Source organism: Pseudomonas sp. C2B4, assembly GCF_013359695.1.
Lineage (GTDB): Bacteria > Pseudomonadota > Gammaproteobacteria > Pseudomonadales > Pseudomonadaceae > Aquipseudomonas.
This window is the reverse complement of sequence record NZ_JABFMU010000080.1, coordinates 1-24,323: the sequence shown is the minus strand read 5'-3', so window position 1 is coordinate 24,323 and position 24,323 is coordinate 1. Positions and strand designations below refer to the sequence as shown.

16 protein-coding genes are annotated in these 24,323 nt (G+C 63.0%); 12 read left to right on the top strand and 4 right to left on the bottom strand.

Annotation, left to right across the window (positions count from 1 at the left end):
- Window positions 1-158: 158 nt before the first annotated feature.
- The 3 genes from HNQ83_RS28845 to HNQ83_RS28835 all read right to left on the bottom strand — a co-directional run bounded on the left by HNQ83_RS28845 (window position 159) and on the right by HNQ83_RS28835 (window position 5,639).
- Window positions 159-1,487, bottom strand: a complete 1,329-nt coding sequence (locus tag HNQ83_RS28845; RefSeq protein ID WP_175392243.1) for an MFS transporter — start codon at window positions 1,485-1,487, stop codon at window positions 159-161.
- A gap of 207 nt (window positions 1,488-1,694) precedes the next feature.
- Entirely contained in the window at window positions 1,695-2,849 is a 1,155-nt protein-coding gene (locus HNQ83_RS28840) for an iron-containing alcohol dehydrogenase (protein ID WP_175392242.1), read from the bottom strand.
- 93 nt (window positions 2,850-2,942) lie between these two features.
- Entirely contained in the window at window positions 2,943-5,639 is a 2,697-nt protein-coding gene (locus tag HNQ83_RS28835) for a LuxR C-terminal-related transcriptional regulator (RefSeq protein WP_175392241.1), read from the bottom strand.
- 313 nt (window positions 5,640-5,952) lie between these two features.
- Here HNQ83_RS28835 and HNQ83_RS28830 point away from each other — a divergent pair, with 313 nt between their 5' ends.
- Window positions 5,953-6,696 (top strand): SDR family NAD(P)-dependent oxidoreductase, encoded by a 744-nt coding sequence (locus HNQ83_RS28830; RefSeq protein WP_175392240.1) that lies wholly within the window; start codon window positions 5,953-5,955, stop codon window positions 6,694-6,696.
- 163 nt (window positions 6,697-6,859) lie between these two features.
- Here HNQ83_RS28830 and HNQ83_RS28825 read toward each other — a convergent pair whose 3' ends face one another.
- Entirely contained in the window at window positions 6,860-7,924 is a 1,065-nt protein-coding gene (locus HNQ83_RS28825; RefSeq protein WP_175392239.1) for an MBL fold metallo-hydrolase, read from the bottom strand.
- A 208-nt stretch (window positions 7,925-8,132) separates the two neighbouring features.
- On the opposite strand from HNQ83_RS28825, the gene HNQ83_RS28820 reads away from it, so the two are divergent.
- The 11 genes from HNQ83_RS28820 (at window position 8,133) to HNQ83_RS28770 (ending at window position 24,148) form a co-directional block, all read left to right on the top strand.
- A complete protein-coding gene (locus tag HNQ83_RS28820; RefSeq protein ID WP_175392238.1) occupies window positions 8,133-9,827 on the top strand; it encodes a DUF1302 domain-containing protein in 1,695 nt (564 codons plus the stop codon).
- A 96-nt stretch (window positions 9,828-9,923) separates the two neighbouring features.
- Window positions 9,924-11,009: a YCF48-related protein gene (locus tag HNQ83_RS28815; protein WP_175392237.1), complete on the top strand. Its 1,086-nt coding sequence runs from the start codon at window positions 9,924-9,926 to the stop codon at window positions 11,007-11,009.
- Window positions 11,009-13,480, top strand: a complete 2,472-nt coding sequence (locus tag HNQ83_RS28810) for an RND family transporter (protein ID WP_175392236.1) — start codon at window positions 11,009-11,011, stop codon at window positions 13,478-13,480. Before HNQ83_RS28815 ends, HNQ83_RS28810 begins: the two co-directional genes overlap by 1 nt.
- 47 nt (window positions 13,481-13,527) lie before the next feature.
- Window positions 13,528-14,676, top strand: a complete 1,149-nt coding sequence (locus HNQ83_RS28805) for an acyl-CoA dehydrogenase family protein (protein WP_175392235.1) — start codon at window positions 13,528-13,530, stop codon at window positions 14,674-14,676.
- A gap of 123 nt (window positions 14,677-14,799) precedes the next feature.
- Window positions 14,800-15,954, top strand: coding sequence for an acyl-CoA dehydrogenase family protein (locus tag HNQ83_RS28800; protein WP_175392234.1), 1,155 nt, complete (start codon window positions 14,800-14,802; stop codon window positions 15,952-15,954).
- An 84-nt stretch (window positions 15,955-16,038) separates the two neighbouring features.
- On the top strand, window positions 16,039-18,003 hold the full coding sequence (locus tag HNQ83_RS28795; protein ID WP_175392233.1) for an alkyl/aryl-sulfatase: 1,965 nt from the start codon (window positions 16,039-16,041) through the stop codon (window positions 18,001-18,003).
- 3 nt (window positions 18,004-18,006) lie between these two features.
- A complete protein-coding gene (locus HNQ83_RS28790) occupies window positions 18,007-18,717 on the top strand; it encodes a TetR/AcrR family transcriptional regulator (RefSeq protein ID WP_175392232.1) in 711 nt (236 codons plus the stop codon).
- 180 nt (window positions 18,718-18,897) lie between these two features.
- Window positions 18,898-20,328 (top strand): hypothetical protein, encoded by a 1,431-nt coding sequence (locus HNQ83_RS28785; protein ID WP_175392231.1) that lies wholly within the window; start codon window positions 18,898-18,900, stop codon window positions 20,326-20,328.
- A gap of 3 nt (window positions 20,329-20,331) precedes the next feature.
- Complete coding sequence (locus tag HNQ83_RS28780; protein WP_175392230.1) at window positions 20,332-21,789, top strand: acyl-CoA reductase; 1,458 nt, start codon at window positions 20,332-20,334, stop codon at window positions 21,787-21,789.
- A gap of 156 nt (window positions 21,790-21,945) precedes the next feature.
- Window positions 21,946-23,007 (top strand): NAD(P)-dependent alcohol dehydrogenase, encoded by a 1,062-nt coding sequence (locus HNQ83_RS28775; protein WP_175392229.1) that lies wholly within the window; start codon window positions 21,946-21,948, stop codon window positions 23,005-23,007.
- Between the two features lie 103 nt (window positions 23,008-23,110).
- Entirely contained in the window at window positions 23,111-24,148 is a 1,038-nt protein-coding gene (locus tag HNQ83_RS28770; RefSeq protein WP_178132136.1) for a DUF1254 domain-containing protein, read from the top strand.
- Window positions 24,149-24,323 lie beyond the last annotated feature (175 nt).

The following is a 24,323-nucleotide window of genomic DNA, read 5'->3' as shown; positions in this document are numbered from 1 at the left end:
GCAGGACCGGAGCGAGGGAACCCTGAGCCTCAGCGAAGGGCCGTACGTCAGGGGCAAAAGCGCTTGGTTACTTGGCGCTTTTCCAAGTAACCCGCTGTAAGAGCGGAACCATAAGAAGCCGTTACCGCAGCAATGGATATGTACGCGGTCTGACGAAATTACTGCCGTGCATCCGCCCGCAACCGCCCCGCAGGAATCACAACCACCAACAACACCGCCCCCAACACCAACAACCCGGCAATCAAATCAAACGCCAGGTACAGATTTCCAGTAGCCGTTTTCAAAGCACCGACAGTGGTCTGGCTCAGAAACCCCGCCACATTGCCAAGACTACTGATGAGCGCAATCCCGCCTGCCGCCCCTGACGCGCTCAACAGCGCAGGCGGGATGGTCCAGAACAGTGGCATCGCCGACAGCGCTGCTGCGGCCCCCAGGCTGATGACCATCATGGACAGCACGGCATGCCCTTCGACCAGATCCAGCAGGAAAAAGCACGCGGCGGCCGTCAGCAGGGTCAGGCTCAGGTGCCAGCGGCGTTCCATGTGGCGATCGGAGCTGCGACCGAGCAGGTACATGGCACACAACCCGGCGAGAAACGGCAAGCTGGTGGCCAGGCCGATGTGCTGCAAGTCTTGCAGGCCAAAACCGCGCACCAGCGTCGGCAGCCAGTAAGACACGGTGTTGGAGGCGCTGTAGATGCAAAAACACACCAGCCCGGCCACGTACAGCTGCGGATCGCGCAGGGCGCCCATGAAGCCGGAACTGACCGCGCCACTGCGCGATTCGATGGCCAGGGCCTCCTGGATCTGACGCTTTTGCTCATCGCTGAGCCAGCGCGCCTGTTCAGGTCGGTCGGTCAGCCAGAAGCGTCCGGCCACGCCCAGCAGCACCGCTGGCAACCCGGTCAGGACAAACAGCACCTGCCAGTCCCGCAACCCAAGCCAACCGTGAAGATGGGCCATGATGGTCCCCGACAAGGGACCGCAGATCATGCCGGCGACCATGCCGGCCATGAAAAACGAAGCGGTGATCCGGCCTCGCACGGACGCCGGAAACCAGTAGGTGAGGTAAAGAATCAGGCCCGGAAAAAAACCGGCCTCGGCGACGCCCAGCAGAAAGCGCGCGACGACCAGTTCCGCCGGGCTGGTGACGAAAGCCGTGGCCACGGTGATCAGGCCCCAGAGGATCATGATCCGCGTGAGCGTGGCCCGTGCGCCGACCCGTTGCATGTACAGGTTGCTCGGCACCTCGAACAGGATGTAGCCCAGGTAAAAGACGCCCGCACCGATGCCATAGGCCGCATCGGTGAGCAGGATGTCTTCGGACATCCGCAGCTTGGCGAACGACAGGTTCAGACGGTCGATGGCATTGAGAATGAACGCCAGCATCAGGTACGGCATCAGGCGCCAGATGACCCTGGACCAGGTGCGTTTCAATTCGGATGAAGCGGCGGATGTCGCCGGGAATGATGGGATGGCATCGCTCATGGTGTCGCTCCTGGGTGGCCCGGTTATTGTTGTTTTGTTGTCGTCAGTGGAACCGGGGCGGGCCGGTCGGGCGAGTATAGGGACGAGTTGCCAATGCAATGTTCCGGATTCTGAATCTCAGTCAGATCATTGAATTCAAAGGAAAATACCCTGCATCGAAGCGGATGCCCGGAACCGGGCTCCGCATTCGATGCCAGGCGTCACTGATCAGAACACCTGCTGGTAGATCGTCCGAATGTCATCCAGGCTCAGCTCGCGAGGATTGTTGCCGAGCAGGCGTGTCTGTTTGGCGCCGTCCGTGGCCAGCGCATCGAGATCGTCCAGGGTGATGCCCACGTCGCGCAGGCGGGTAGGCAGACCGAGACGGCCGGGCAATGCCTGCAGATGATCGATCAGGGCGATGGCTTTTTCAGTCGCCGAACCTTGCAGGTGCGGCAGCAGAATAACCGCCAGTTCGGCGTACAGCGGCGCGGCGGCCTCCAGGTTGAAGCGCATCACCGGCGCCAGCACCAGCGAATTGGACAGGCCATGGGGAATATGGAAGCGGGCGCCCAGCGGATAAGCCAGCGCATGCACGGCAGCGACCGGCGCGTTGGCGAACGCCATGCCGGCCAGGCAGGCACCGAGCAACATCTGTCCCCGTGCCTCCACGTCCTGGCCGTTGTCGCACACCTGTTCCAGGTTTTCCCCCAGCAGGCGCAGCGCCTCGCGGGCCAGGCAATCGGAGATGGGGTTCTTCAGGTGCTTGGAAGTGTAGGACTCGATGGCGTGCACCATGGAATCGATACCGGTGGCCGCCGTCACGGACCGGGGCAATCCCAGGGTCAGGTCCGCGTCCAGCAAGGCGATGTCCGGCAACAGGGCAGGGGAGATGACCACATTCTTCTGGCCCTCGCCGGTGGTGATTACCGACACGGCGGTGACCTCCGATCCCGTGCCCGCCGTGGTGGGGACCAGGATCAGGGGCAGACGCCGGCCATTGGTTTGGTCGATGCCGTAGATATCGGCCAGCGATTCCTCGCTGCGGGCCAGCAGGGCCGTCAATTTCGCCGCGTCCAGCGAACTGCCGCCGCCGAAGCCGATCACGCAATCGGCGCCGCACTGGCGGGCGGCTTGTACCGCCTCCAGGATCACTGATTCAGGCGGGTCGGCCTGCACGTCGCTGAACACCTGCAGCGCAATGCCCAGCCGGGCGAAACCGCTTACGACCGGCGCCAGCAGACCGGTAGCGAGCACGCCGGCATCGGTGACCAGCAGCACGGAGCGATGCCCCATCGATTGGACCTGTTCGGCGAGCCGGGCAGCGGCGCCCCGTTCGATAATGATGGATCGGGTGGTGTTGAATAGCAGGCGGCGCGTCATGTGGTTTTCCCCCGTGGATGGGCCGTTGGATCGGCAGTGTCCTGCGAGGGTAGGTGCCTGGCGCCGTAGGTTCCCCCCTCCGGAAGAGAGGGGTCAGTCGATCAGTTTCTGGTTACGCGCCCAGACCATGGCGTCGTAGCGGCTGGAAACGCCGAGCTTGGCGAAGATGTTGCGCAGGTTCCACTTCACGGTGTCCAGGGTAATGTCGAGCGTGAGGGCAATGCGCTTGCTCGACATGGCCTGGGCGACGAGGCTGAGGATCTCGCGCTCCCGTGGCGTCAATTGAGGCGTTTGCCCGGGAGCAGCCGTGCGCCGCGCACGAGGGGTTGCGAGGGTCGGAGCGCAAGGACCGGTGAGTTTGCGGATGAGTTCGTCCACGTACTGACGCACAGGTTTCTCCAGTGCGCTGTGGTCCAGACGTGACAGCAACTTCTCAGTCAATGCACCTTCATCCAGCAACGTGCGAACCAGGCCCAGGCGCTGCCCGTTTTCCACGGCTCGACGGAGGCGCGCAAGGGATTCCTCCGGGCGTTTGAGATCCTCCAGAACCCCGGCCGACAACAGGTCGACGAGTACACTCAGGCGACCGTGGTGGAAGCTTTCGGCATAACGCGCCACCTCATTCAATGCCTGTAGCGCGGCTTGAGAGTCCTCGTGGCTGAGCACCCGTGCACGGGCCAGGGCGGCAATGGCCGGCAATTGCGCTCGGCTGCCCAGGTCACTGCAGTGGTCGCGGGCCAGTTCCTCGAGCGATTGCAACAGTTCCACGGCGTGATTGCGTTGGCCTTTTATCAGGCTGACGCGGATCTGCTCACCCAGTAAATGGGCCACCGGGCGAATCTGCCCCAGGCAGCGCAGCTGGGCGATTTGCTGACGCAGAAAGGTCAGGGCGGCCTCCGGGCCTTTCTGCAGCAGGTCAAGACGGCTGCGGCTGAGGTTAGTCCGCACGATCACGTCCGGAACGGAAGAGTGCAGCAGGCCGAAACGGTTGGCGATCAGCTCCCGGGCGTCATCGATCCGGTCCAGCTCGTAGAACGCATCGGCCAGCAGGCTGGCGCAGAGATTGGCGCAGATCGAACGATGGCCGCCTTCGCGGGTGGAACGCTCCAGCAGTTCGGAGACCATGGGTTCGGCCATGCCGATCTCGCCAGCCGCCATGTAGGTGGTCAAGCGAGCGGATTCGGCCACCAGCGCCATGTCATTGCCGCGATCCTGCGCGGGAATCGGATGCAGATCGAACAGTCGACGGGCATCCGCGTAGCGGCCGGCCGCCGTATAGGCGACGCTCAGTGCTGCCAGCAGCACATAGCGCAGGAAGGGGTTTTCCATCGGTGCATCGCGCACCGGTTCCAGCATCTGTATGGCACGTTCGCTGTCGTCTTCCTGAATGGCAATGGCACCGTGGATCAGCGGCAGGCCGCTGATCAGTTCGGGATGCTCGCTCAGGTCGCTGGCCTGCAATCGGCCGAGCCAGGATTTCGCCCGCCCCGGGCGCGACGTCAGCGACACCGTGATGCAGGCCAGGAACAGCAGGCGTTGATGGCGAAACAACACCTCCTCGGGCAGGCGCTCCAGCAGACGCAAGGTCGGGGCCAGATAATTCAAGGTCCAGGTCGCCGGCGCGGTCTGTTCGATCACGCCGATGGCAAAATCGATGTCCTCACCCAGGCTGGCGTGGCGAACCGCCTCGGTCAGGCAGTTGTTGGCGGCGAACCAGTGGGCACCCTCGCGATGCAAGGCACGTATGTCCCGCTGCCGACGCTCCAGGCGGGCACTGAGGAATTCGCCGAACAAGGGTTGGAAGCGATACCAGGTGAGGCGGTCATCGGAGTCGACCCGGTAGATCAGCAGGTTCTCGTCTTCCATGCGCTGGATCAGCTCACCGGCATCGGCATGAGCGGTCACGGCGATGGCCATGGCGGCGTTGAAGCGACGGAAGATCGACAGGGCTTCGGCGACCTCCACCAATTCGCCCGGCAAGTGCGCTACTACCTCTTCGCTCAGATAGCTCTGCAGGTCGCTTGAACGCCAGACCAGGTCATTGAGCATCGAGCGGGTCCCGGGACGGCTCTTGAGCATGATGACGATCAGTTGCAGGCAGGACGGCCAGCCGCTGGTCAGGTCCTGAATCAGGCTCAGTTCATCGGCGTTGATCTTGTCGGCACCGAGGTTTTCTTCGACGAAGGTCCGGGTCTCCGCCAGGTCGAACGGCAGCTCGACACTTTCAATCTCCAGCACTTGATCCATGACCCGCAGGCGCGACAGGCTCAACGGCGGGTTGACCCTTGAAGCGAGCACCAGGTGCAGGTTTCCCGGACTCTGGTCGAGCAGCTTCTGAATCAGCTTGTGGGCATGGGGGGCTTGGACATGGTGATAGTCGTCGACAATCAGGTACAGCTCCTTGCTCAGCATGGCCGCCGCATCGACGATGATGGCGACCGAGGCCTCGATGGCTGTAACCGTGTTGTCTTCGCGCAGCAGATTGATGTCGACTTCGATGCCCAGGCGCCGCACCCCCTCCAGAAAGGCCGTGCAAAACCCGGTGTAACCCTTGTCATCGACGGTCAGCGATACCCAGGCAACCTCCGCACCGGCCTTGAGCCGGTCCTGGCGCCACTGGGCCAGCAGGGTGGTCTTGCCATAACCCGCGGCGCCTGTAACCAGTGTCAGCGTGCAGTGGTGCATGCGCTTGAGTTGTGCGAGCAGGGCGCTGCGAGGCACATGGCGGGTACCGATGCGTGGCGGTGCAAACTTGGTCGAGACCAGGTGTCTGGCGGGGGTATCCGGCACTTTTTATCCTCGCATCACGGTCACGGCGATTCTCGCGCCGGGCGAAACTAGCCAACCTGTCGATACAGGTCAAGATTTTACGATAGTGCCATTTCAGCACCTGTGGGAGCGAGCCTGCTCGCGAAGGCGGTGAGTCAGTCGCCGAAGATGTTGAAGGTACTGTCGCCTTCGCGAGCAGGCTCGCTCCCACAAGGGGTCAGTGGTGTTGCCCGAATCCGGCTCGTTGTCCTTCCGCAATGGGAGGGACGAGAGGGTGGCTTTGTTTTTTAAGATCGGCCAGGTCCCCAATCCGGGTGCTAACGAAGGAATCACAATGAAACTCGATAATAAGGTAGCCGTCGTCACGGGCGCGGCATCGGGGCTTGGCCTGGCGACTTGCAAGGCGCTGGCGGCAGCGGGCGCCAAAGTAGTGGGGTTCGATCTGGATCAGCAACGGCTCGATGCGGCGCTCGATGGCATTCCCGGCATCGCCGTCGACGTGTCGGACGAAGCAAGCGTCAAGGCGGGCATCGAGGCGGTGGTGCAACGCTTTGGCGCGGTACATGTCGCGGTGAACTGTGCCGGGATACTCGGGCCGTGCAAGACCCTTTCCAAAGGCCAGCTGTTTCCGACAGAGCTGTGGAACCGGGTGCTGGGAGTCAACCTCACGGGGACCTTCAACCTGATCCGTCACGCGGCCCTGGCCATGTCCGCGAACGATCCTGAAGACAGTGGCGAGCGCGGCGTGATCATCAACACCGCCTCCGGCGCTGCACGTGAGGGGCAGATGGGGCAGGCGGCCTACAGCGCGAGCAAGGCCGGGGTGATCGGCATGACCCTGCCCATCGCCCGTGACCTGGCCGAACATGGCATCCGCGTGGTCAGCCTGGCACCGGGCTTGTTCGAGTCCGGGATGTCCGCCGGCATGCCGGCCAAAGTGTCCGAGACCATCGTCAACGGGCTGCTGTTTCCCCGTCGCATGGGCCATCCGCAGGAGTTCGCCGCGCTGGTGCAGCATGTGGTGGAAAATGCCTACCTCAACGGGCTGACCCTGGATATCCAGTGCGGCACGCGTTGAGTTGATGGCGTAGTTGCAGGGCCCGAATGACGCACACTATTTTGCAGTCGTCTGCGACCCCATGTGGGAGCGAGCCTGCTCGCGATGGACGTCAACGATAACGCGACCTGTCTGAATGGTCGCGTTGTCCTGGCGTTTTTCGCGAGCAGGCCCGCTCCCACCGTTAGACCACGCTGCGATACCAGGCCACACCCTGCTCGTCGAGGCTGACGCTGACCTCACCGCGAAGCACCAAGTGATTGAGGCAGGCCAGGGTTTCGCCGGTGGCCAGGGTGAAACGGGAAGGGTCATCGCTGCGCACAGGGCTGCTGAACAGCAGCGCAAACAGATCGATCACCCGCCTGGGCTGGTCCAGGCCTTCGCGTAAACGCTGCAATGCGTCCAGCGCATCGGCTTGCAGCTGCTCGATCCGCGCATGCAGGCCATGGAATGGTTTGTTGTGCGACGGCAGCACCAGCACGTCATCCGGCACGCCACATCGCAGCTTGTGCAAGGATTCAAGCCAGTCGCTCAACGGATCGGCGTCCGGCTCGCTCGGTTGTACCGAAACGTTGGACGAGATGCGCGGCAGCACCTGGTCGCCGGAGATCAGCAGCTTGCGGTCCGCGTCATACAGGCAGGCGTGTTCCGGCGAATGACCGGCCCCCACCACCACTTGCCATACATGGCCACCGATGTTCAGGCACTCACCGTCGCGAATGCGTCGATAGCTGTCCGGCAGCGGCGAGATCATGCGACTGAAACGGCCGAAGCGGTTGCGATAGCCTTCCAGCGTCTGCGCGTCCCAGCCGGCGCGCCGATAAAACGCCAGCGTCTCTTCAGGCGCCGCGCGCCCACCGTCACTGGCCAGCATTCGGCATTGCAGGTATTCCAGGCGCGTCATCCACAGCCGACACCCTGCACGGCGGGCCAGCCAGCCGGCCATCCCGATATGGTCAGGGTGAAGGTGGGTGGCGATCACCCGTGTCAGTGGGGCACCGTCCAAAGTATCGGCCAGCAAAGTCTCCCAGAGGCCCACCGTCGGATCATCGCAGACCCCCGTATCGACCAGGGTGGTGCCCGGCCCGTCATCCAGGAGCCAGACGTTGATGGACCCCAGTGACATCGGCAACGGCAATCTGAGCCAGTGCACCCCCGCAACGATCTGCCCGGGCACGCCAGGTGTCGGCACTGTGCTGTGGGGGTAGCGGATCCGTGAGCCGGAGCTGGCCGAGGTGTCGTCCGTCATTGTGTTCTCCCGTTTGTGTTCATCGCTGACGCACCCGTCAGCCCGATGTAGCCGACGCTACCGGAGGGGGGGTAGGGGTGCACCCCCCTTTCAGAAAGGGGGGGGAGGACAACGACCCGACGCTGGCACCCTTCGGGGCACTCGATCACTGGTCGAGTGGCTTGCGAACCTGGAGGTCCAGGTTCAACCCAGGGGAGGAGACACCCAGATGAATAACAAGAAAAAAACGAATCAACGTCATCCCACTCATTCTCATGCGCTACGGGCAACGGTGGTGGCCATGTGCGCGGTGGCCTGCGGCAGCGCCAGTGCGGTCGAGATCGATACCGGCAACGACGACATCCAGCTGCGTTGGGACAATACCCTGCGCTACAACCTCGGTATGCGGACCGAAGGGCAGGACAAGGCGATCATCGGCAACCCGAACAACGATGACGGTGATCGCAACTTCGACAAGCACAGGCTGGTCAACAACCGCCTGGACATCCTCAGCGAGTCGGACCTCATCTACAAGGGCAAGTACGGTGCGCGCGTCAGTGCCGCGCTCTGGTATGACGCGGCCTATGCCGGGGACCTGGACAACGACAGCGTTGCGACCTCCAACCACCTCAACTCCAGTGGTCAACCGGCGACCGGCCTGAGCCGTTATACCGACCGCTACTACGAGGGTCCGTCCGGTGAATGGATGGACGCTTTTGTCTTCGGCGAGTACGACCTGGGCGACATGCCCCTCAAGGCCCGCCTGGGGCGTCACACCATCAACTGGGGCGAGTCACTGCTGGGCGCGGGCGCCATTCACGGTATCTCCTACGGCCAGGCGCCGCTGGACCAGGGCAAGGCGCTGGCCTTGCCGGGGATCGAAGCCAAGGAGCTGTACCTGCCACGCAACCAGATTTCCGCGCAGTTGCAAGCCAATCCGGAACTGTCTTTTGCCGCGCAGTATTTCTTCGAATGGCGCCCGTCGCGGGTGCCTGAAGCCGGCAGTTACCTGGGTTTTGCCGATATCTACCAGCAGGGCGGCGAGTCGTTCATCCTCAGCCCCACGCTGCGCGCCATCCACGGCGAAGACATCGAACCGCGCAATTCCGGCGACTGGGGCGTCATGACCCGCTGGAGCCCGGAATGGCTGGACGGCACCCTGGGTTTCTACGTGCGCCAGTTCTCCGACACCTTGCCGCAGGTCATCCTGCTGGCTAACGCCCGTCCGCAGTACTTCCTCAACTACGCCGACAAGATCGACATGTATGGCATCAGCCTGTCGAAGGAAATCGGCGGCATCAGTGTCGGTGCCGACCTGAACTATCGCCACAATATGCCCCTGGTCAGCTCAGCGGCGCGCGTGACATCGACTGCGCAACTGCCGGACGACGGTGACATTCTTGGCGCCCGCGGCGACACCTTGCACGGCGTGCTCAACGCCATCGGTACCGTCAGCCCGACGCCATTCTTCGACGGCGCCAGTTGGTCCACCGAGTTGACCTGGAGCCGCTGGCTCTCGGTCAATGACGACCCGCTCAACCTGTTCAAGGGTTCGTCTGCCTACAAAGCCGTGCCGAGCAATATCGACGAAGTCTCCCGTGATGCCTACGGCATTGCCGTCAACTTCACCCCGACCTGGTATCAGGTCTTTCCCGGCGGCGACCTGTCGATGCCGCTCAGTTATTCGCAGGGTTTGTCGGGCAACTCGGCCGTTGCCTCTGGCGGTAACAAGGACGCCGGCAGCTACGCGGTCGGCGTGGCGCTCGATCTCTACAGCCGTTACCGCTTCGACCTGAAGTACGTGGACTATTTCGGTGACTACTCGACCAACCCGGTGACCGGCGCCGCCCTGACCCCAAGTGGCAGCCAGGCGATGCTGGAAGACCGTGGCGCGGTGTTCTTCACCTTCAAGACCACGCTCTGAGTCGCGCTTGCCGCGATGGCAAGTCCACTCACGGTGATTGCGCTGCGATCGCCGTGGGTGCAATGCGCTCGAGCGCAACTGATGTGAGGTGACAACGTGTTCAAACAACTCTTACGGCCACCCTTGTTCCTGCTGATTGCGCTACTGGCGGGGCAGGCAAGCGCTCAACCGAGCTTTGTTTCGCCGCTGGACACGCCTGCGCTGCAAAGCCCCCAGGCGATCCAGGCGCCGCTCAACGCCCTGGCCAAGGCCGGCGGGCGGCTGATCGCGGCGGGCCAGCGTGGCCATATTCTGTATTCCGACGATGCTTCGAACTGGGTCCAGGCCCAGGTGCCGGTCAGTTCCGACCTGACTGCGCTGGCGTTCCCCAGCGCCAGCCAGGGCTGGGCCGTGGGGCACGAAGGTGTCGTCCTGCACAGCAGCGATGCGGGCCAGACCTGGCGCAAACAACTGGACGGCCGGCAAATCGCCGAGCTGTTGCTCAAGCAATACGGCAACCCGGCCAACCCGAATGACCCCGAGGCGTTGCGCCTGAAGCAGGATGCCGAGTTGTTCGCCGCCCAGGGCGCGGACAAGCCATTGCTGGACGTGTGGTTCGCCGACGAGCGCACGGGGTTCATCACTGGCGCCTTCAACCTGATCCTGCGCACCGAGGATGGCGGCCAGAGCTGGACTGCCTGGCAGGACCGCGTCGACAACCCGCGCAGCATGCACCTGTATGGCCTGCGCCCGGCCGCCGGCACCTTGTTCATGGTCGCCGAGCAGGGACTGGTGCTGAAACTGGATGCCGCCCGCCAGCGTTTCGTCAAGGTCGAACTGCCCTATGAGGGCACCTTGTTCGGCCTGCTTGGCGACGAACATCTGGTGCTGGTCTACGGCCTGCGCGGCAATGCCTTGCGCAGCCTCGACGGCGGGGCCACCTGGAGCAAGGTCGACACCGGCATCGAAGCCGGCATCACCAGCGGCCTGGTGGCCGATGACGGCTCGATCCTGCTGGCCAGCCAGACCGGTCAACTGCTGCGCTCCATTGATCGGGGGGCAACCTTCAGTCGCGTCCCGGTGGACCGCGTGGCGCCCAACTTTGCTCTGGCTCCCGCCGCCGACGGGGCTGTCGCCCTGGCCGGACTGGGTGGCGTGCGCGTGCAAAGCCTGCAAAAGAACAAGAAAGCCGGAGAGCAGTGATGGGTATCCCTAACGCCAGCGACAACCTGCAGACCATCAGCAACCTTGATGATTTCAATCACCAGTCCGGCAGTCGTCTTGAGCGGTTGATCTTCAACCACCGTCTGCTGGTCATCCTCCTCTGTACCCTCGTCACGGTCATTCTGGGCTGGGATTCGTCCCGGTTGACACTCAATGCCGCGTTCGAAAAAACCATCCCGCTGAACCAGCCGTACATCCGCAACTTTCTCGACAACCGCGACGAACTCAAGGGCCTGGGCAATGCCGTGCGCGTGGTGGTGGAAAACCGCTCGGGGGATATTTTCGACCCTGCCTACCTGCAGGCGCTCAAGCAGATCAACGATGAGCTGTTCCTGACACCCGGCGTCGACCGGGCCAACGTCAAGTCGTTGTGGATGCCGGTGGTGCGCTGGAACGAAGTGACCGAAGAAGGGTTCACCGGCGGCCCGGTGATGCCCGACAACTACACCGGTTCGCAAGCCAGCACCGATGCCCTGCGCCAGAACATCAGCCGCGCCCAACTGCTGGGTAACCTGGTGGGCACTGATTTCCGCTCCAGCATGATTTTCCTGCCGTTGCTGGACAAGGACAGCAACACCGGCCAGCCGCTGGACTACTGGGCGCTGTCCAAGCGCCTGGAAAGCCTCCGCGCCCAGTATTCCGGCGCCCAGGGCTCCGCCGATCTGGACATCCGCATCGTCGGTTTCTCCAAGGTGGTCGGCGACTTGCTCGATGGCCTGCAGCAAATGATTCTGTACTTCGCCGTGGCGGCGGTGATCGCCGCGCTGATCATTTTTGCCTGGACCCGTTGTCTGCGCAGCACTGCATTGGTGCTGGGCTGTTCCTGCATCGCGGTGCTCTGGCAGCTCGGGCTGATCGCCCGGCTGGGCTACGAACTGGACCCGTACTCGATTCTGGTGCCGTTTCTGGTGTTCGCCATCGGCGTGTCCCATGGCGCGCAGAAAATGAACGGCATCATGCAGGACGTGGCCCGTGGCACGCACCGGCTGGTGGCCGCGCGTTACACCTTCCGCCGCCTGTTCCTGGCCGGGGTCACCGCCTTGGTGGCCGACGCCGTGGGCTTCGGGGTGCTGATGCTGATCGACATCCCGGTGATCCAGGATCTGGCGGTCACCGCGTCCATCGGCGTTGCCTTGCTGGTGTTCACCAACCTGATTCTGCTGCCGGTGATGCTGTCGTACACCGGGGTCAGCCCCAGGGCCGCGGCTCGCAGCCTGCGTAAGGAACAACGCCCGGCCGGTGGCGTCTGGCGGTTGCTCGAACGCTTCACCGAGCGCCGCTGGGCGACAGCGCTGCTGGTGGTGTCGGCGTTCCTCACGGTGGCAGGTTTCATTGTCAGTACGCAGCTGAAGATTGGCGACCTGGACGCCGGCGCCTCGGAACTGCGGCCCAACTCGCGCTACAACCTGGACAACGCGTACATCAACAGCAAGTACTCGCTGTCTTCGGACCAGTTCGCGGTCATCGTCAAGACCAAGGCCGAAGGTTGTCTTGAATACCAGACCCTGGTCGAGGCCGACCGCCTGGGCTGGGTCTTGCAGCAGGTGCCGGGGGTGCAGAGCACCGTGTCCTTGGCCGATGCGGTGCGCAAGATCACGGCGGGCTCCTATGAAGGCAGCCCCAAGTGGATGTCGATCTCACCCAACCAGGACGTGCTGAACTACGCAGCACGGACCGCCAGTACCAGCAATCCCGAACTGTTCAACACCGATTGCTCGGTGATGCCGGTGGTGGCCTATCTCACCGACCACAAGGCGCAAACCCTGGATCAGGTGGTGCAGGCCGCCGAAGCCTTCGCCGCCGCGCACAGCACACCGGAACGCCAGTTCCTGCTGGCCGCCGGCAGCGCCGGGATCGAAGCGGCGACCAACATCGTCGTCAAGAAAGCCAACCTGACCATGCTGATGTACGTGTATGCCGCCGTCATCGTGCTGTGCTTCATCACGTTCCGCAGCTGGCGTGCGGTGCTGGTCGCGGTGGTGCCACTGGTGATCACCTCGATTCTCTGCGAAGCCCTGATGGTGGTGCTGGGCATGGGCGTGAAGGTCGCGACCCTGCCGGTAATTGCCTTGGGCGTGGGCATCGGCGTCGACTATGCGCTGTACTTGCTGAGTATTCAGCTGGCCCGTCAGCGTGCCGGCGACACCTTGGCCCAGGCCTATCGTCATGCCTTGCGCTTCACCGGCAAGGTCGTGGCGCTGGTCGGCGTGACCCTGGCCGCCGGCGTGATCACCTGGGCGTTCTCGCCGATCAAGTTCCAGGCCGACATGGGCATCCTGCTGACCTTCATGTTCCTCTGGAACATGCTCGGCGCCCTGGCCCTGATCCCGGCGCTGTCGCACTTCCTGCTCAAGGACATCCACGTCTCCGGGTCACCGGTTGTCCTGCCGGCGGCCAGAGAGACGTCGACCGCCATCGAACCCGTGGCCCGCACCGTGCAGTGCGTGTAAGGCCGCCCCCAACCCCGTCTGACCCCCTGAATTCATAAGGAACCACCATGAGCGATACATCCGCAGCGTTTCTCGGCGAGCAGGAAATCATGATCCGCGACTCGGCGCGCAAGGTCGCCGCCGAAGTGGTTGCGCCTACCGCCGCCGAGCGCGACCGCACGGCCACCTGGCCACGCAGCGAACTGCAGGCCGTTGCCGACCTGGGCTTTCTCGGCATGCTGATCCCCGAAGAATATGGCGGTGCCGGTGCCAGCTTCGTCGAGTATTGCCTGGCCATCGAGGAATTCGCCGCCGCCGACACCGGTTTCGCCACCCTGATCCACGTGCACAACTCGGTGGGCCTTGCCGTCGCCCGGCTGGGTAATGAAGAACAGAAGCGCAAGTACCTTTCGGATCTGGCCAGCGGCAAGCGCATCGGTGCGTTCCTGCTCAGCGAACCCCACGCCGGTTCCGACACCGCCGCGTTTCGCACCCAGGCCCGTCGCGAAGGTGAGCACTACGTGCTCAATGGCAGCAAGCAATTCATCTCCAACGGCAACGAAGCCGGCCTGGGCCTGGTGCTGGCCGTCACCGACAAGGCCGCAGGCAAGCAGGGCAGCAGCCTGCTGATGGTGGACCCGCAGGAACACCCGGGGTATGTCGTGAGCTGCGTCGAACACAAGATGGGCCAGCGTTCGGCCCATGTCGCGCAGATTCAGCTGGATCAATGCCGGGTGCCGGTGGGCAATCGGCTGGGCGAAGAAGGGGCCGGCTATCGCAACGTGATGGGCTCGTTGTCGGAAGGGCGGGTGGCGATTGCCGCCGTCGCCACCGGTACCGCTCGGGCTGCACTGGACGCCGCCGTCGGCTACGCCAAAGAGCGCGAGGCCTATGGCGCACCGATCATCAACCTGCAAGGGGTGGCGTTCGACCTGGCGGACATGGCCGCGCAGGTGGATGTCGCGCACCAGTACATGGTGCACGCCGCTCGGCTGTGCGAGGCCGGTGTGGCCTGTGCGAAGGAGGCGTCGATGGCCAAGCTGTTCGCCAGCGAAATGGCGGAGAAGGTCTGTTCCGACGCGCTGCAGATCCACGGCGGCTATGGCTACCTGAGCGATTTCCCGGTGGAACGCTACTGCCGCGATGTGCGGGTGACCAAAATCTACGAAGGCACCAGCCATATCCAGAAACTGATCATCGCTCGCGCACTGGGTTGAGTACTTTTGCCTGCCCCCTCCCAACGGAGGGGGTGGTCAAGCCGTTTCCGGGGGTAGCCTGTTCTTGAACGAGGGCTCGAATGTTCCGGTGGGTTCGTGACGTTGGCAGGGAACCAGATGACCATGCAGATGCAGAAAACGACCGATGCGCAGCGACACGCAGTGGACAGCTTCCGTACCTTTCTGGCGTCTGAGGTGACCCCCGTTGTCCAAGCGTTCCGGGGCGGTCCGATTCCTCGGGAGCGGATGCGCGACATTACCCAGGGCATCGCCGAATTCGGCCTGCCGGGCGCCAGCATTGCGCAGGCGCACGGTGGCATGGGGTTGTCGGTGGTCACCGAGGCCATGCTGCTGGAAGAGCTCTGCGCGGTTTCCAGCGAAGTCGCCCATTGCGTGATCGGCAACATGCTGGTTGCCCATGTACTGGTGGAATTGCCGCAGGCGCGGGAAAGCCTGCGCGAGCGCTATTTGCCAGACCTGCTGGCCGGTCGCAGCTTCGGCGGCTTTTACCTGCACGAGGGCGATGCGCTGGCAACGGCGGTCGAGGGGGACGTCAGCGCCTGGCCCACGGCGGACGGCTGGATCATCAACGGGGTGCACGAGCGGGTGTGCAACGGTCACTACTCGGACCTGCTCATCACCGGGGTACGCACCGAGGCTGGCGCGTTGTGTCATGTGCTGGTGGCGCGTGAGCCCCATGGCTATGCCTCGAAAATCATCGACCGACCGACCCTGAGCGGGACGTTCAATACCCGGGTGTCCTTCAACAATGTGCGCTTGCCTGCCAGTCATTTGATCTGGGAAGAGCAGGGTGGCCTCGAACAACGGGCCAGGCTGCTGGAGAAGATCGATGCCGGCGCGGCGTTGTTATCGGTTGGACTGATGCGCGCGGTGCTGGAAGGGGGCATTGCCGCCGTTCAAAACAGCGGCGAGTCTGGAACGGCCGCGGCCTCCCAGCCGCTGGTGGCGTTGAAAATCGCCGAAATGGCGACCCGGCTCGACGCCGCCAGGCTCATGTGTTTTCGCGCCTGGTCACTGATCGAAATCGGCACGGGCTGCCAGATGCAGGCGTGCATGGCCCGTTGGCTGGCCAGCGAAATGGCGCTCAAGGCTTGCCAGGATGCGCTGCAACTTCCCGGCGGCAAGGCCCTGGGCACCTTGCTCGATCTCGAGCGTCTGGTGCGCGAGGCGATCGTATTGCCTGTCCCCCATGGCCTCACCGATGTTCAAAAACTATCGATCGCCAAGGCGCTCACGGGCATCAGTGCCCAGGGCTGATTGCTGTACGGCTTCAAAGGTCGGCTGCCGAAGTGGCACGCCAGGTTAATCATTGTGGACACGCGCCACGCTTAAGGAATCTGTATGCGTTATTCCCTTGTTGCACTTGCCATTGCCATCGCTTTGTCCAGCAGCCCGACGTGGGCGACGGACGCCAATCCTGCCAAGCCTGCCAGCGCGTCCACAGCAGCCATGAACAAGGACGTGCTCAAGCAACTGCCGTTCCAGGATCGTGCCGACTATGAAGCCGCCCGCCGGGGGCTGGTGGCGGCCTTCGAAGGCGAGATCAAGAATGCCGACGGCAAGACCGTGTGGAACTCCCACCAGTACGACTTTCTCAAGCCGGACCAGGCGCCGGACTCGGTGAACCCCAGCCTGTGGCGCATGGCGCAACTCAATGCCATCGCCGGTCTGTTCCAGGTCAGCGACAAGATCTACCAGCTGCGCGGCATGGACCTGGCGAACATGACCATCATTGAAGGGGACGACGGGCTGATCATCATCGACCCGCTCTATGTCACCGAGACGGCAAAGGCTGGCCTGGAGCTGTACTACCAGCACCGCCCGCGCAAGCCGGTGGTGGCGGTGATCTACAGCCATAGCCATGTCGATCATTTCGGCGGCGTTCGCGGTGTGGTCGACGAGGCGGACGTCAAGGCCGGCAAAGTCCGCATCTACGCCCCGGCAGGGTTCATGGAGCACGCGATTCAGGAAAACGTCCTGGCCGGTGCCGCCATGTTCCGTCGCGGTCTGTTCCAGAGTGGCGGCACGGTGCCGAGCAACGAGTTCGGGCAGGTGGATACCGGTATTGGCAAGGGCGCTCCGGTGGGCGGCACCATCAGCCTGATCGCACCGACCAACCTGATTGCGCAAGCGGAAGAAACCCATGACATCGCGGGCGTGCAGTTCGTGTTCCAGCTCACGCCCGGCACCGAGGCACCTTCGGAAATGAACATGTACCTGCCGCAAATGCAGGCGCTGTGCATCTCCGAGAACGCAGTGAGAGCGATGCACAACCTGCTGACCCCCCGTGGCGCGGAAGTGCGTGACGGCAAGGCCTGGGCGCAGTTCCTCGATGATGCCCTGGTGCGCTATGGCGACAAGGCCCAGGTGATGTTCGCCCAGCACAACTGGCCGACCTGGGGCGGTGAGGACATCCGCACCCTGCTGGCCGACGAGCGCGACATGTACGCCTTCATCAACAACCGCACACTGAACCTGCTCAACCAGGGCATGACCCCGCTGGAGATTGCCGACGCAGTGAAGAAGTTGCCCGGCGATCTCGACCAGAAGTGGTATACCCGGGGCTACTACGGCACATTGAGTTTCAACACCCGTGCGGTGTATCAACGCTATATGGGTTTCTACGACGGTAACCCGTCCAATCTCGATCCGCTGCCGCCGGTGGATGCCGGCAAACACTATGTTGAAGCCATGGGCGGCGCTGAGAAGGTGCTGGCGCAGATGCGTGCGGCGATGGACAAGGGCGACTACCGCTGGGCGGCGCAACTGGGCAATCACCTGGTGTTCGCCGAGCCTGACAACAAAGCGGCCCGCGAGGCCCAGGCCGATGCGCTGGAGCAGCTGGCCTATCGCAGCGAATCGGCGATCTGGCGCAACATGTACCTGACCGGCGCGCAGGAATTGCGCGAGATCAAGCCGCAGCAGGGCGCACGTGCCACCGCCGACCTGATCCGGGCGGCGACACCGACGATGTTCATGGACCTGCTGGCCGTGCGCATGGATTCGGACAAGGCCCAGGGCCACGACATGACCCTGAACTGGAACTTCGACGACCTGGACCAGCACTTTGCCCTGACCTTGCGAAACGGCGTGCTGACCTATCGCGAAAATACCAGCCATGCCCAGCCGGTGGCCACGGTGACCATGAGCAAGGCGGTGCTGGACCGGATCAGCCTGCGCCAGCTGGATTTCCCGACGGCGCTCAAGCAGGGTGACATCAAGCTCGAAGGCGATGCGGAACGCTTCAAGGCGATGCTCGGCATGCTCACCAGCTTCCAGCCGACATTCAACGTCGTGACGCCCTGACCCATGGCCCGCCGGTTGGAACCAACACCGGGAAACGAGGGGACGGCAACGTCCTCTCGTGGCCATGACAACGTGCTGGTGGAACTCCCCGCCAGACCCCGCAAACAGCCGAAGCAGGCGCGTTCGGTCGCCCTGGTCGACGCGCTGAAGACCGCCGGGCGCGAGATCCTCGAAGGGGAAGGGCGAGAGGCGCTGTCGATCTACCGTCTTTCCGATTACTCGGGGGTGGCGATCAGTTCCATCTACGAATATTTCCCCACCATCGAGTCGCTGATCGGCGCGATTTTCGAAGACTACCGCGCCGACGTCCGCCAGCAAGTGATTGCCAACATCCACGCGCTACCGGCATCGGCCACCCTCTACGACGGCATCGAGATGATCCTGCGCACCGGCCTTGCAGCCTTGCATCGCTGGCTGCAGGTCGATTCCGAACTGAGCATCAAGTCCGCCTACTACGGCGAACTGGTGCGCCTGGAGATCGTCAAGCCGGAGCGCTTCTGGATTTCCGTGGTCATTCCGGCCCTGGTGCAACGCTTTTCCGATCAGGTGCTGGTGCGTGATCGCGAGAAGGCCGGCTTCCTGGCCTATCAGGCGGTCACGGCCTTGCCCCGTGCACTGCTGATCGAAAAGCCGGAATACCTGCTCGATGACGACACCGTTCGCCTGCTGACGCGCATGCTCCATGCGCTGCTGACCACGGCGGACCCGGAATAACCCCTTCGTTCACCCTGCCACAAAAATAAATAGTCAATAAATACAATCAGTTGAGTCGGTTTTTCGGGTGCCGGAATCCGGAAATGATTTCGCCTTCGCACCCCCTAAACTGGTCCCGCCATCAAGGCCGTTGCGCATCAACGGCCAGTGGGCGACGAGTGAATCCCAGGAGACTGTCCCGTGACAAAAACAATAGAAGAGCAGGTCGACCTGCTGCTGAGCGACCCGGTGGCCCTGGTCGAGCACAGCTTGCAGAACTGGAAGCAAATGCCTGCCGAGCAGATCAACGCGTTGCAGCTGGCGGGGCTCAAGCGTCGTTTCGGTGAAATGCGCGACCGTATCGCGGTGCTCAAGAAACTGGCGGACGCCGAGGGTATCGAGCGTATCGAAGAACTGGACGACGTAGTGCCGTTGCTGTTCGAGCACACGCTGTTCAAGTCCTACCCGCCATCGCTGCTGGAAAAGAACAACTTCGCCGCCATCAACAAATGGCTGGGCAAACTGGTAATCCCTGAGCTGGCGGCAAAAATCACCGCGGTCGACGTCAGCGCCTGCACCGGCCTGGATGACTGGTTCGAAACCATGGACCGCGAACTGCCGGAGCTGTGCCTGAGCCATACCTCCGGGACATCCGGGACCCTTTCTTTCCTGCCGTGCAGCGCCCGCGAGTTCGAAAAGGCCTCCGAAGTGCGCAAGCTCTACGCCTGGAACATGACGGGCGCGGACACGCCGGATCCGGATCTGCACACCGCCTACCCGTACTACCGCAAAGGCTACCTCAGCCACCTGCGCGGCATGGGCTCGCTGGCGCGGGTGCTGTTGCCCGATCCTTCGCATTTCCACCCGGCCTATCCGTCGACCCTGTCCAGTGACGTGTTGCGACTGGGCGCCAGGTTGCGCGCCGCCCACAACAACGGCACGCTGGATCGACTGGTGGTGGCCCCCGAACTGTTGGCCAAGAAAAAGGCCTTCGACCAGCAGCAGGCCGAGATGCCGCAGCACCTGGCGGCGTTCTTCGATGACATCGCCACCCGCCTGAAGGGCAAGCGCGTGTACATCGGCGGTACCTGGAACCTGCTGCACAACATGGCCGTGGCCGGTCTGGAGCGTGGACTCGAAGGGGTGTTCCATCCCGACTCCTACATCATCACCACTGGCGGCGCCAAAGGTGTGGTGCCGCCGGAGAACTGGCGCGAAGACGTCATGCGCTTTCTCGGGGTGAAGACGCTCAACGAATCCTATGCGATGTCGGAGGTGGTCAGCGGCTCGCACCTCAAATGCGAGCACGGCAACTACCACTTCTCGCATACCGCGATTCCTTTCCTGCTGGATCCTGAAACCAGCAAGCCGTTGCCACGCCACGGGCGCCGGACGGGGCGTGCGGCGTTCTTCGACCTGGGGGCCGACATCCACTGGGGCGGCTTCATCACCGGCGACGAAGTCACCATCGAGTGGGATCAGCCCTGCGCTTGCGGGCGCCACAGTCGCTACGTGGTCGGCACGGTTCAGCGCTACAGCGAGAAAAACGGCGGGGACGACAAAATCACCTGCGCGGCGTCCGAACAATCCCATCGCGAAGCGATGGACTTCCTCAATACCCTGGAGGGCTGAGCCATGACCCATCCGATTGCACCGATGATCATCCGTGGTCAAGTGATCACCGACCACCTGATTGAAGTGGGTGGCCGTGGTGGCGACCTGAGTTTCCTCACCCCTGACGCCCGCCAGTACATCGACCGGTTGCCGCTGGGCAATCCCGCGAAACTCGCGGATCTGTACACCCTGAGTTTCGACGACATTCTCGATTACGCCGTCGAACTCGGCGGGCGCCTGGACCTGGACAAGAACCAATACCTGCAGGAAGCCTGTGAGCTGTCGTTCCTGACAGCGCCGACCACCCCGAGCATCGTCAAGGGCTCCTACATGGGCCTTAAGCACATGCTATCCCGTGAGTTCATCACCGAAATGGCGGAAACCACGGTGGGCATCAAGTACCTGGAAGGCTGGGTGCCGCAAACGCTGCTCGACGGCACCGAGCTGGAAGTGCGTTGCTTCGGCGCGCGGACCCTGCACATTGTCGCCGGCAACGCGGTGTCCCTGTCGCTGTGGACCATCATCCGCAACATGGTGCTGCGCAGCGACGCGATCATCAAAGCGCCGTCCAACGACCCGTTCACCGCGCTGGCCATTGCCCGCACCATGGTCGACATGGCCCCGGACCATCCGCTGACCAAACACCTGTCGGTGGCTTACTGGAAGGGGGGCGACGAAGCCTTCGAGCAGCGCCTGTACCAACCGCAGAACCTGGAAAAGATCGTCGCCTGGGGTGGTTTCGCCTCGATGAAGCACGTGACCAAATACATCCAGCCCGGGCTGGAACTGATTTCCCTGGACCCCAAGCGCAGCGCCAGCATCATCGGCCAGGAGACCTTCGACAGCGAAGCGAACATGCGCGAAGCGGCCGTGCGCCTGGCCGCCGATATCGGCGCGATCAACCAGAAGGGCTGTGTCTGTGCGCGAGTGGTGTACGTGCAGAGCGGCACGGACGAGCAAGGCCTGGAGCGGCTCAATACCTTCGGCCAGTACGTCTATGACGCCATGCGCGGCTTGCCCAATACCCTCAGTACCGCACCCAAGCGCTATGACCAGGGTTTGAAGGCCCACGTCGACGCGTTGCGCCTGGATGACGAGTGGTACCAGGTCATCGGTGGCAAGGAAGGCGAGGGGGCGATCATCTGCTCGCAGTTGCCGGAGCCGGTGTCGTTCGCCGCCAGCCTCGACGACCGTACCGCCAACCTGGTGCCGGTCGACGACTTGAGCGAGATGATGGCGGCGGTCGATGCCTATACCCAGACCGTCGGTGTCTATCCGGAAAACATCAAGGACCGGCTCAAGGATGTGCTGCCGTTGTATGGCGCCCAGCGCATCGTTTCGCTGGGCTACGCCGCGGCGATGAAGTTTGCCGCGCCGCAGGACTCCATCGAACCGATGCGCCGCATGGGCAAGTGGATTTCCAACCAGATCGCCTCGCCGCAGACCAGCGCTGCGCCCTGGCTGCGGCCGTCGATCTGACTCAGACCTCATGAACACCCTATGACCCTGTGGGAGCGAGCCTGCTCGCGAAGGCGTCAGCACCATCAACATCGATGTTGACTGACCCACCGCTTTCGCGAGCAGGCTCGCTCCCACAGGTTTGGTGGTGCTCATCCGATATTTGGAGAAACAAACATGACCACCTGCATCGGCTACGGCGTCCACGAAGCCAACGCTCCCCTCGAACCGCTGCGCTTCGAGCGCCGGGCACTGCGCGACGATGACGTCGCCATCGATATCGACTACTGCGGCGTCTGTCATTCCGACATGCACTACGCGCACAACGACTGGAAAAGCACGCGTTTTCCTTGTGTCCCGGGCCATGAAATCGTCGGCAGGGTCACCGCCGTGGGGTCGACCGTCAACCGTTACCGCGTGGGTGACCTGGTCGCGGTCGGTTGCATGGTCGACAGCTGCCGGCAGTGCGACGCCTGCGAGCAGCATCAGGAGCCGCATTGCACCCAGGGCATGACACCGACCTACAACGGCCTGGACCGTCTCAGCGGCGAAGTGACCCGCGGGGGGTACGCCCAGAACATCGTGGTGCGCGAACGCTTCGTGCTGCGTGTGCCACCAGCACTGGACCCGCGTTTCACGGGGCCGTTGCTGTGCGCCGGCATCACCGTCTGGACACCGATGCGCGAGCGCAAGGTCAAGGCCGGAACGCGACTGGCGGTCATTGGCCTGGGCGGGTTAGGGCACATGGCGGTCAAGCTGGGCGTGGCGTTGGGCGCACAGGTGACCGTGATCACCACCTCGCCGGGCAAGGCCGACGATGCCCTGGCACTCGGTGCCCATCATGTGCTGCTGTCCAGCGATCCGGCGGCCATGAAAAGCGCCGCCAGCAGTTTTGACCTGATCCTCGATACCATCCCGCGCACGCACAACGTCAATCCCTACCTGATGCTGCTGGCCCGTAACGGCACGCTGGTGCTGGTGGGGGCACTGGAGCCGCTGGAGCCGATCCATGGCGCCTTGCTGGCCGTCAACAATCGCTCGATTGCCGGTTCGTTGATCGGTGGGCTGGAACAGACCCAGGAACTGCTCGACTTCTGCGCCGAGCATCAGGTGTTGCCAAGTTGCGAAATGATCGACATCCAGGACATCAACCAGGCCTTCACGCGCATGCAGAACAATGACGTGAAGTATCGCTTCGTGATCGACATGGCATCGCTCAAGGATGTCGACGTCGCCTGACGACAAGCCCGCAGAGTGCCGGCATCCCATACCCCCCTAAACGAGAGGGGCGGTATGGGGGTTGGCAAAGGCATAACGGTCCTTTACCTGAAAGGACACCTACATGAACGAATTGAAAGTACTGCTGGCGTCTTGCGCAGTGTTTGCCGCCTGCCTGTCCCCGGTGCAAACCCAGGCCTTGCCGGGTACGCCGGTCACGGTGAACGTCGATAATTTTGTCCGTGCCGAGACTGACCGCTATTTCGCCATGACCCTCAAGCGCGCAGGGCTGGGCAGTTTCTTCCATTGGCGCGAGCTGGTTCCCGCCGGCGCCCAGACCGTCGTGCGACCCAACCGCGACACCCTGTATTCCACGGCCGTGTTCGACCTGGACGCCGGGCCCGTCACCGTGAGCCTGCCCAATGCCGGCAATCGTTTCATGTCCATGGCGCTGATCAACGAAGATCACAACGTGGTCGATGTCCGTTACGACGCCGGTGACTACACCGTCAGCAAGGCGCAGGTGGGAACGCGCTACGTCATGCTGGGGGTAAGGATCCTGATCGACCCTGCCGATCCGCAGGACCTGGACAAGGTCCATGGTTTACAGGATGCCATTGCGGTCACCCAGCCCAATGGGCCGGGACGCTTCGACGTGCCGGACTGGGATGAGACGAGCCGGGCCAGGATCAGGAGCGCGCTGTCTGTCCTGGGGCAATCACTCAGTGATTCGCGGGATATGTTCGGCAAGCCCGCTGACGTCAATCCGATCCGCCACCTGATCGGCAGCGCGACGGCCTGGGGTGGCAATCCGCAAAAGGATGCCTTTTACCAGATCGTCACGCCTGAGCGTAATGACGGGCAGACGGCTTATCGCCTGGACGTGGGGCAGGTTCCGGTTCAAGGCTTCTGGTCGATCACTGTTTATGATGCCGATGGCCGCGTGCAGCCAAACGACCTGGGTGCTTACGCGATCAACAACCTGACGGCGAAGAAGGGCGAGGGAGGGCAGGTGTCGGTGCAGTTTGGCGGGTGCTCGGCCACTACGATCAATTGTCTGCCGATCATGCCGGGGTGGAACTATATGGTGCGGTTCTATTTGCCGCAGGAGCCGATTCTGGATGGCAGCTGGACGTTGCCTGAGGCGCGGCCGGCTTCTTGAGGATGGGGTTGGTTTTTGGATTGGGTGTATATCCGTTTTTTCGGTAACGGCCACTTATGGTTCCACCCTTACGGCGGGTCACTTGGAAAAGCCCCAAGTAACCAAGGGCTCTTGCCCCTGTCGTTCGGTGCCTCGCTAATGCTCGGCATGCCCTCGCTCCGGTCCTGCTCCGTGG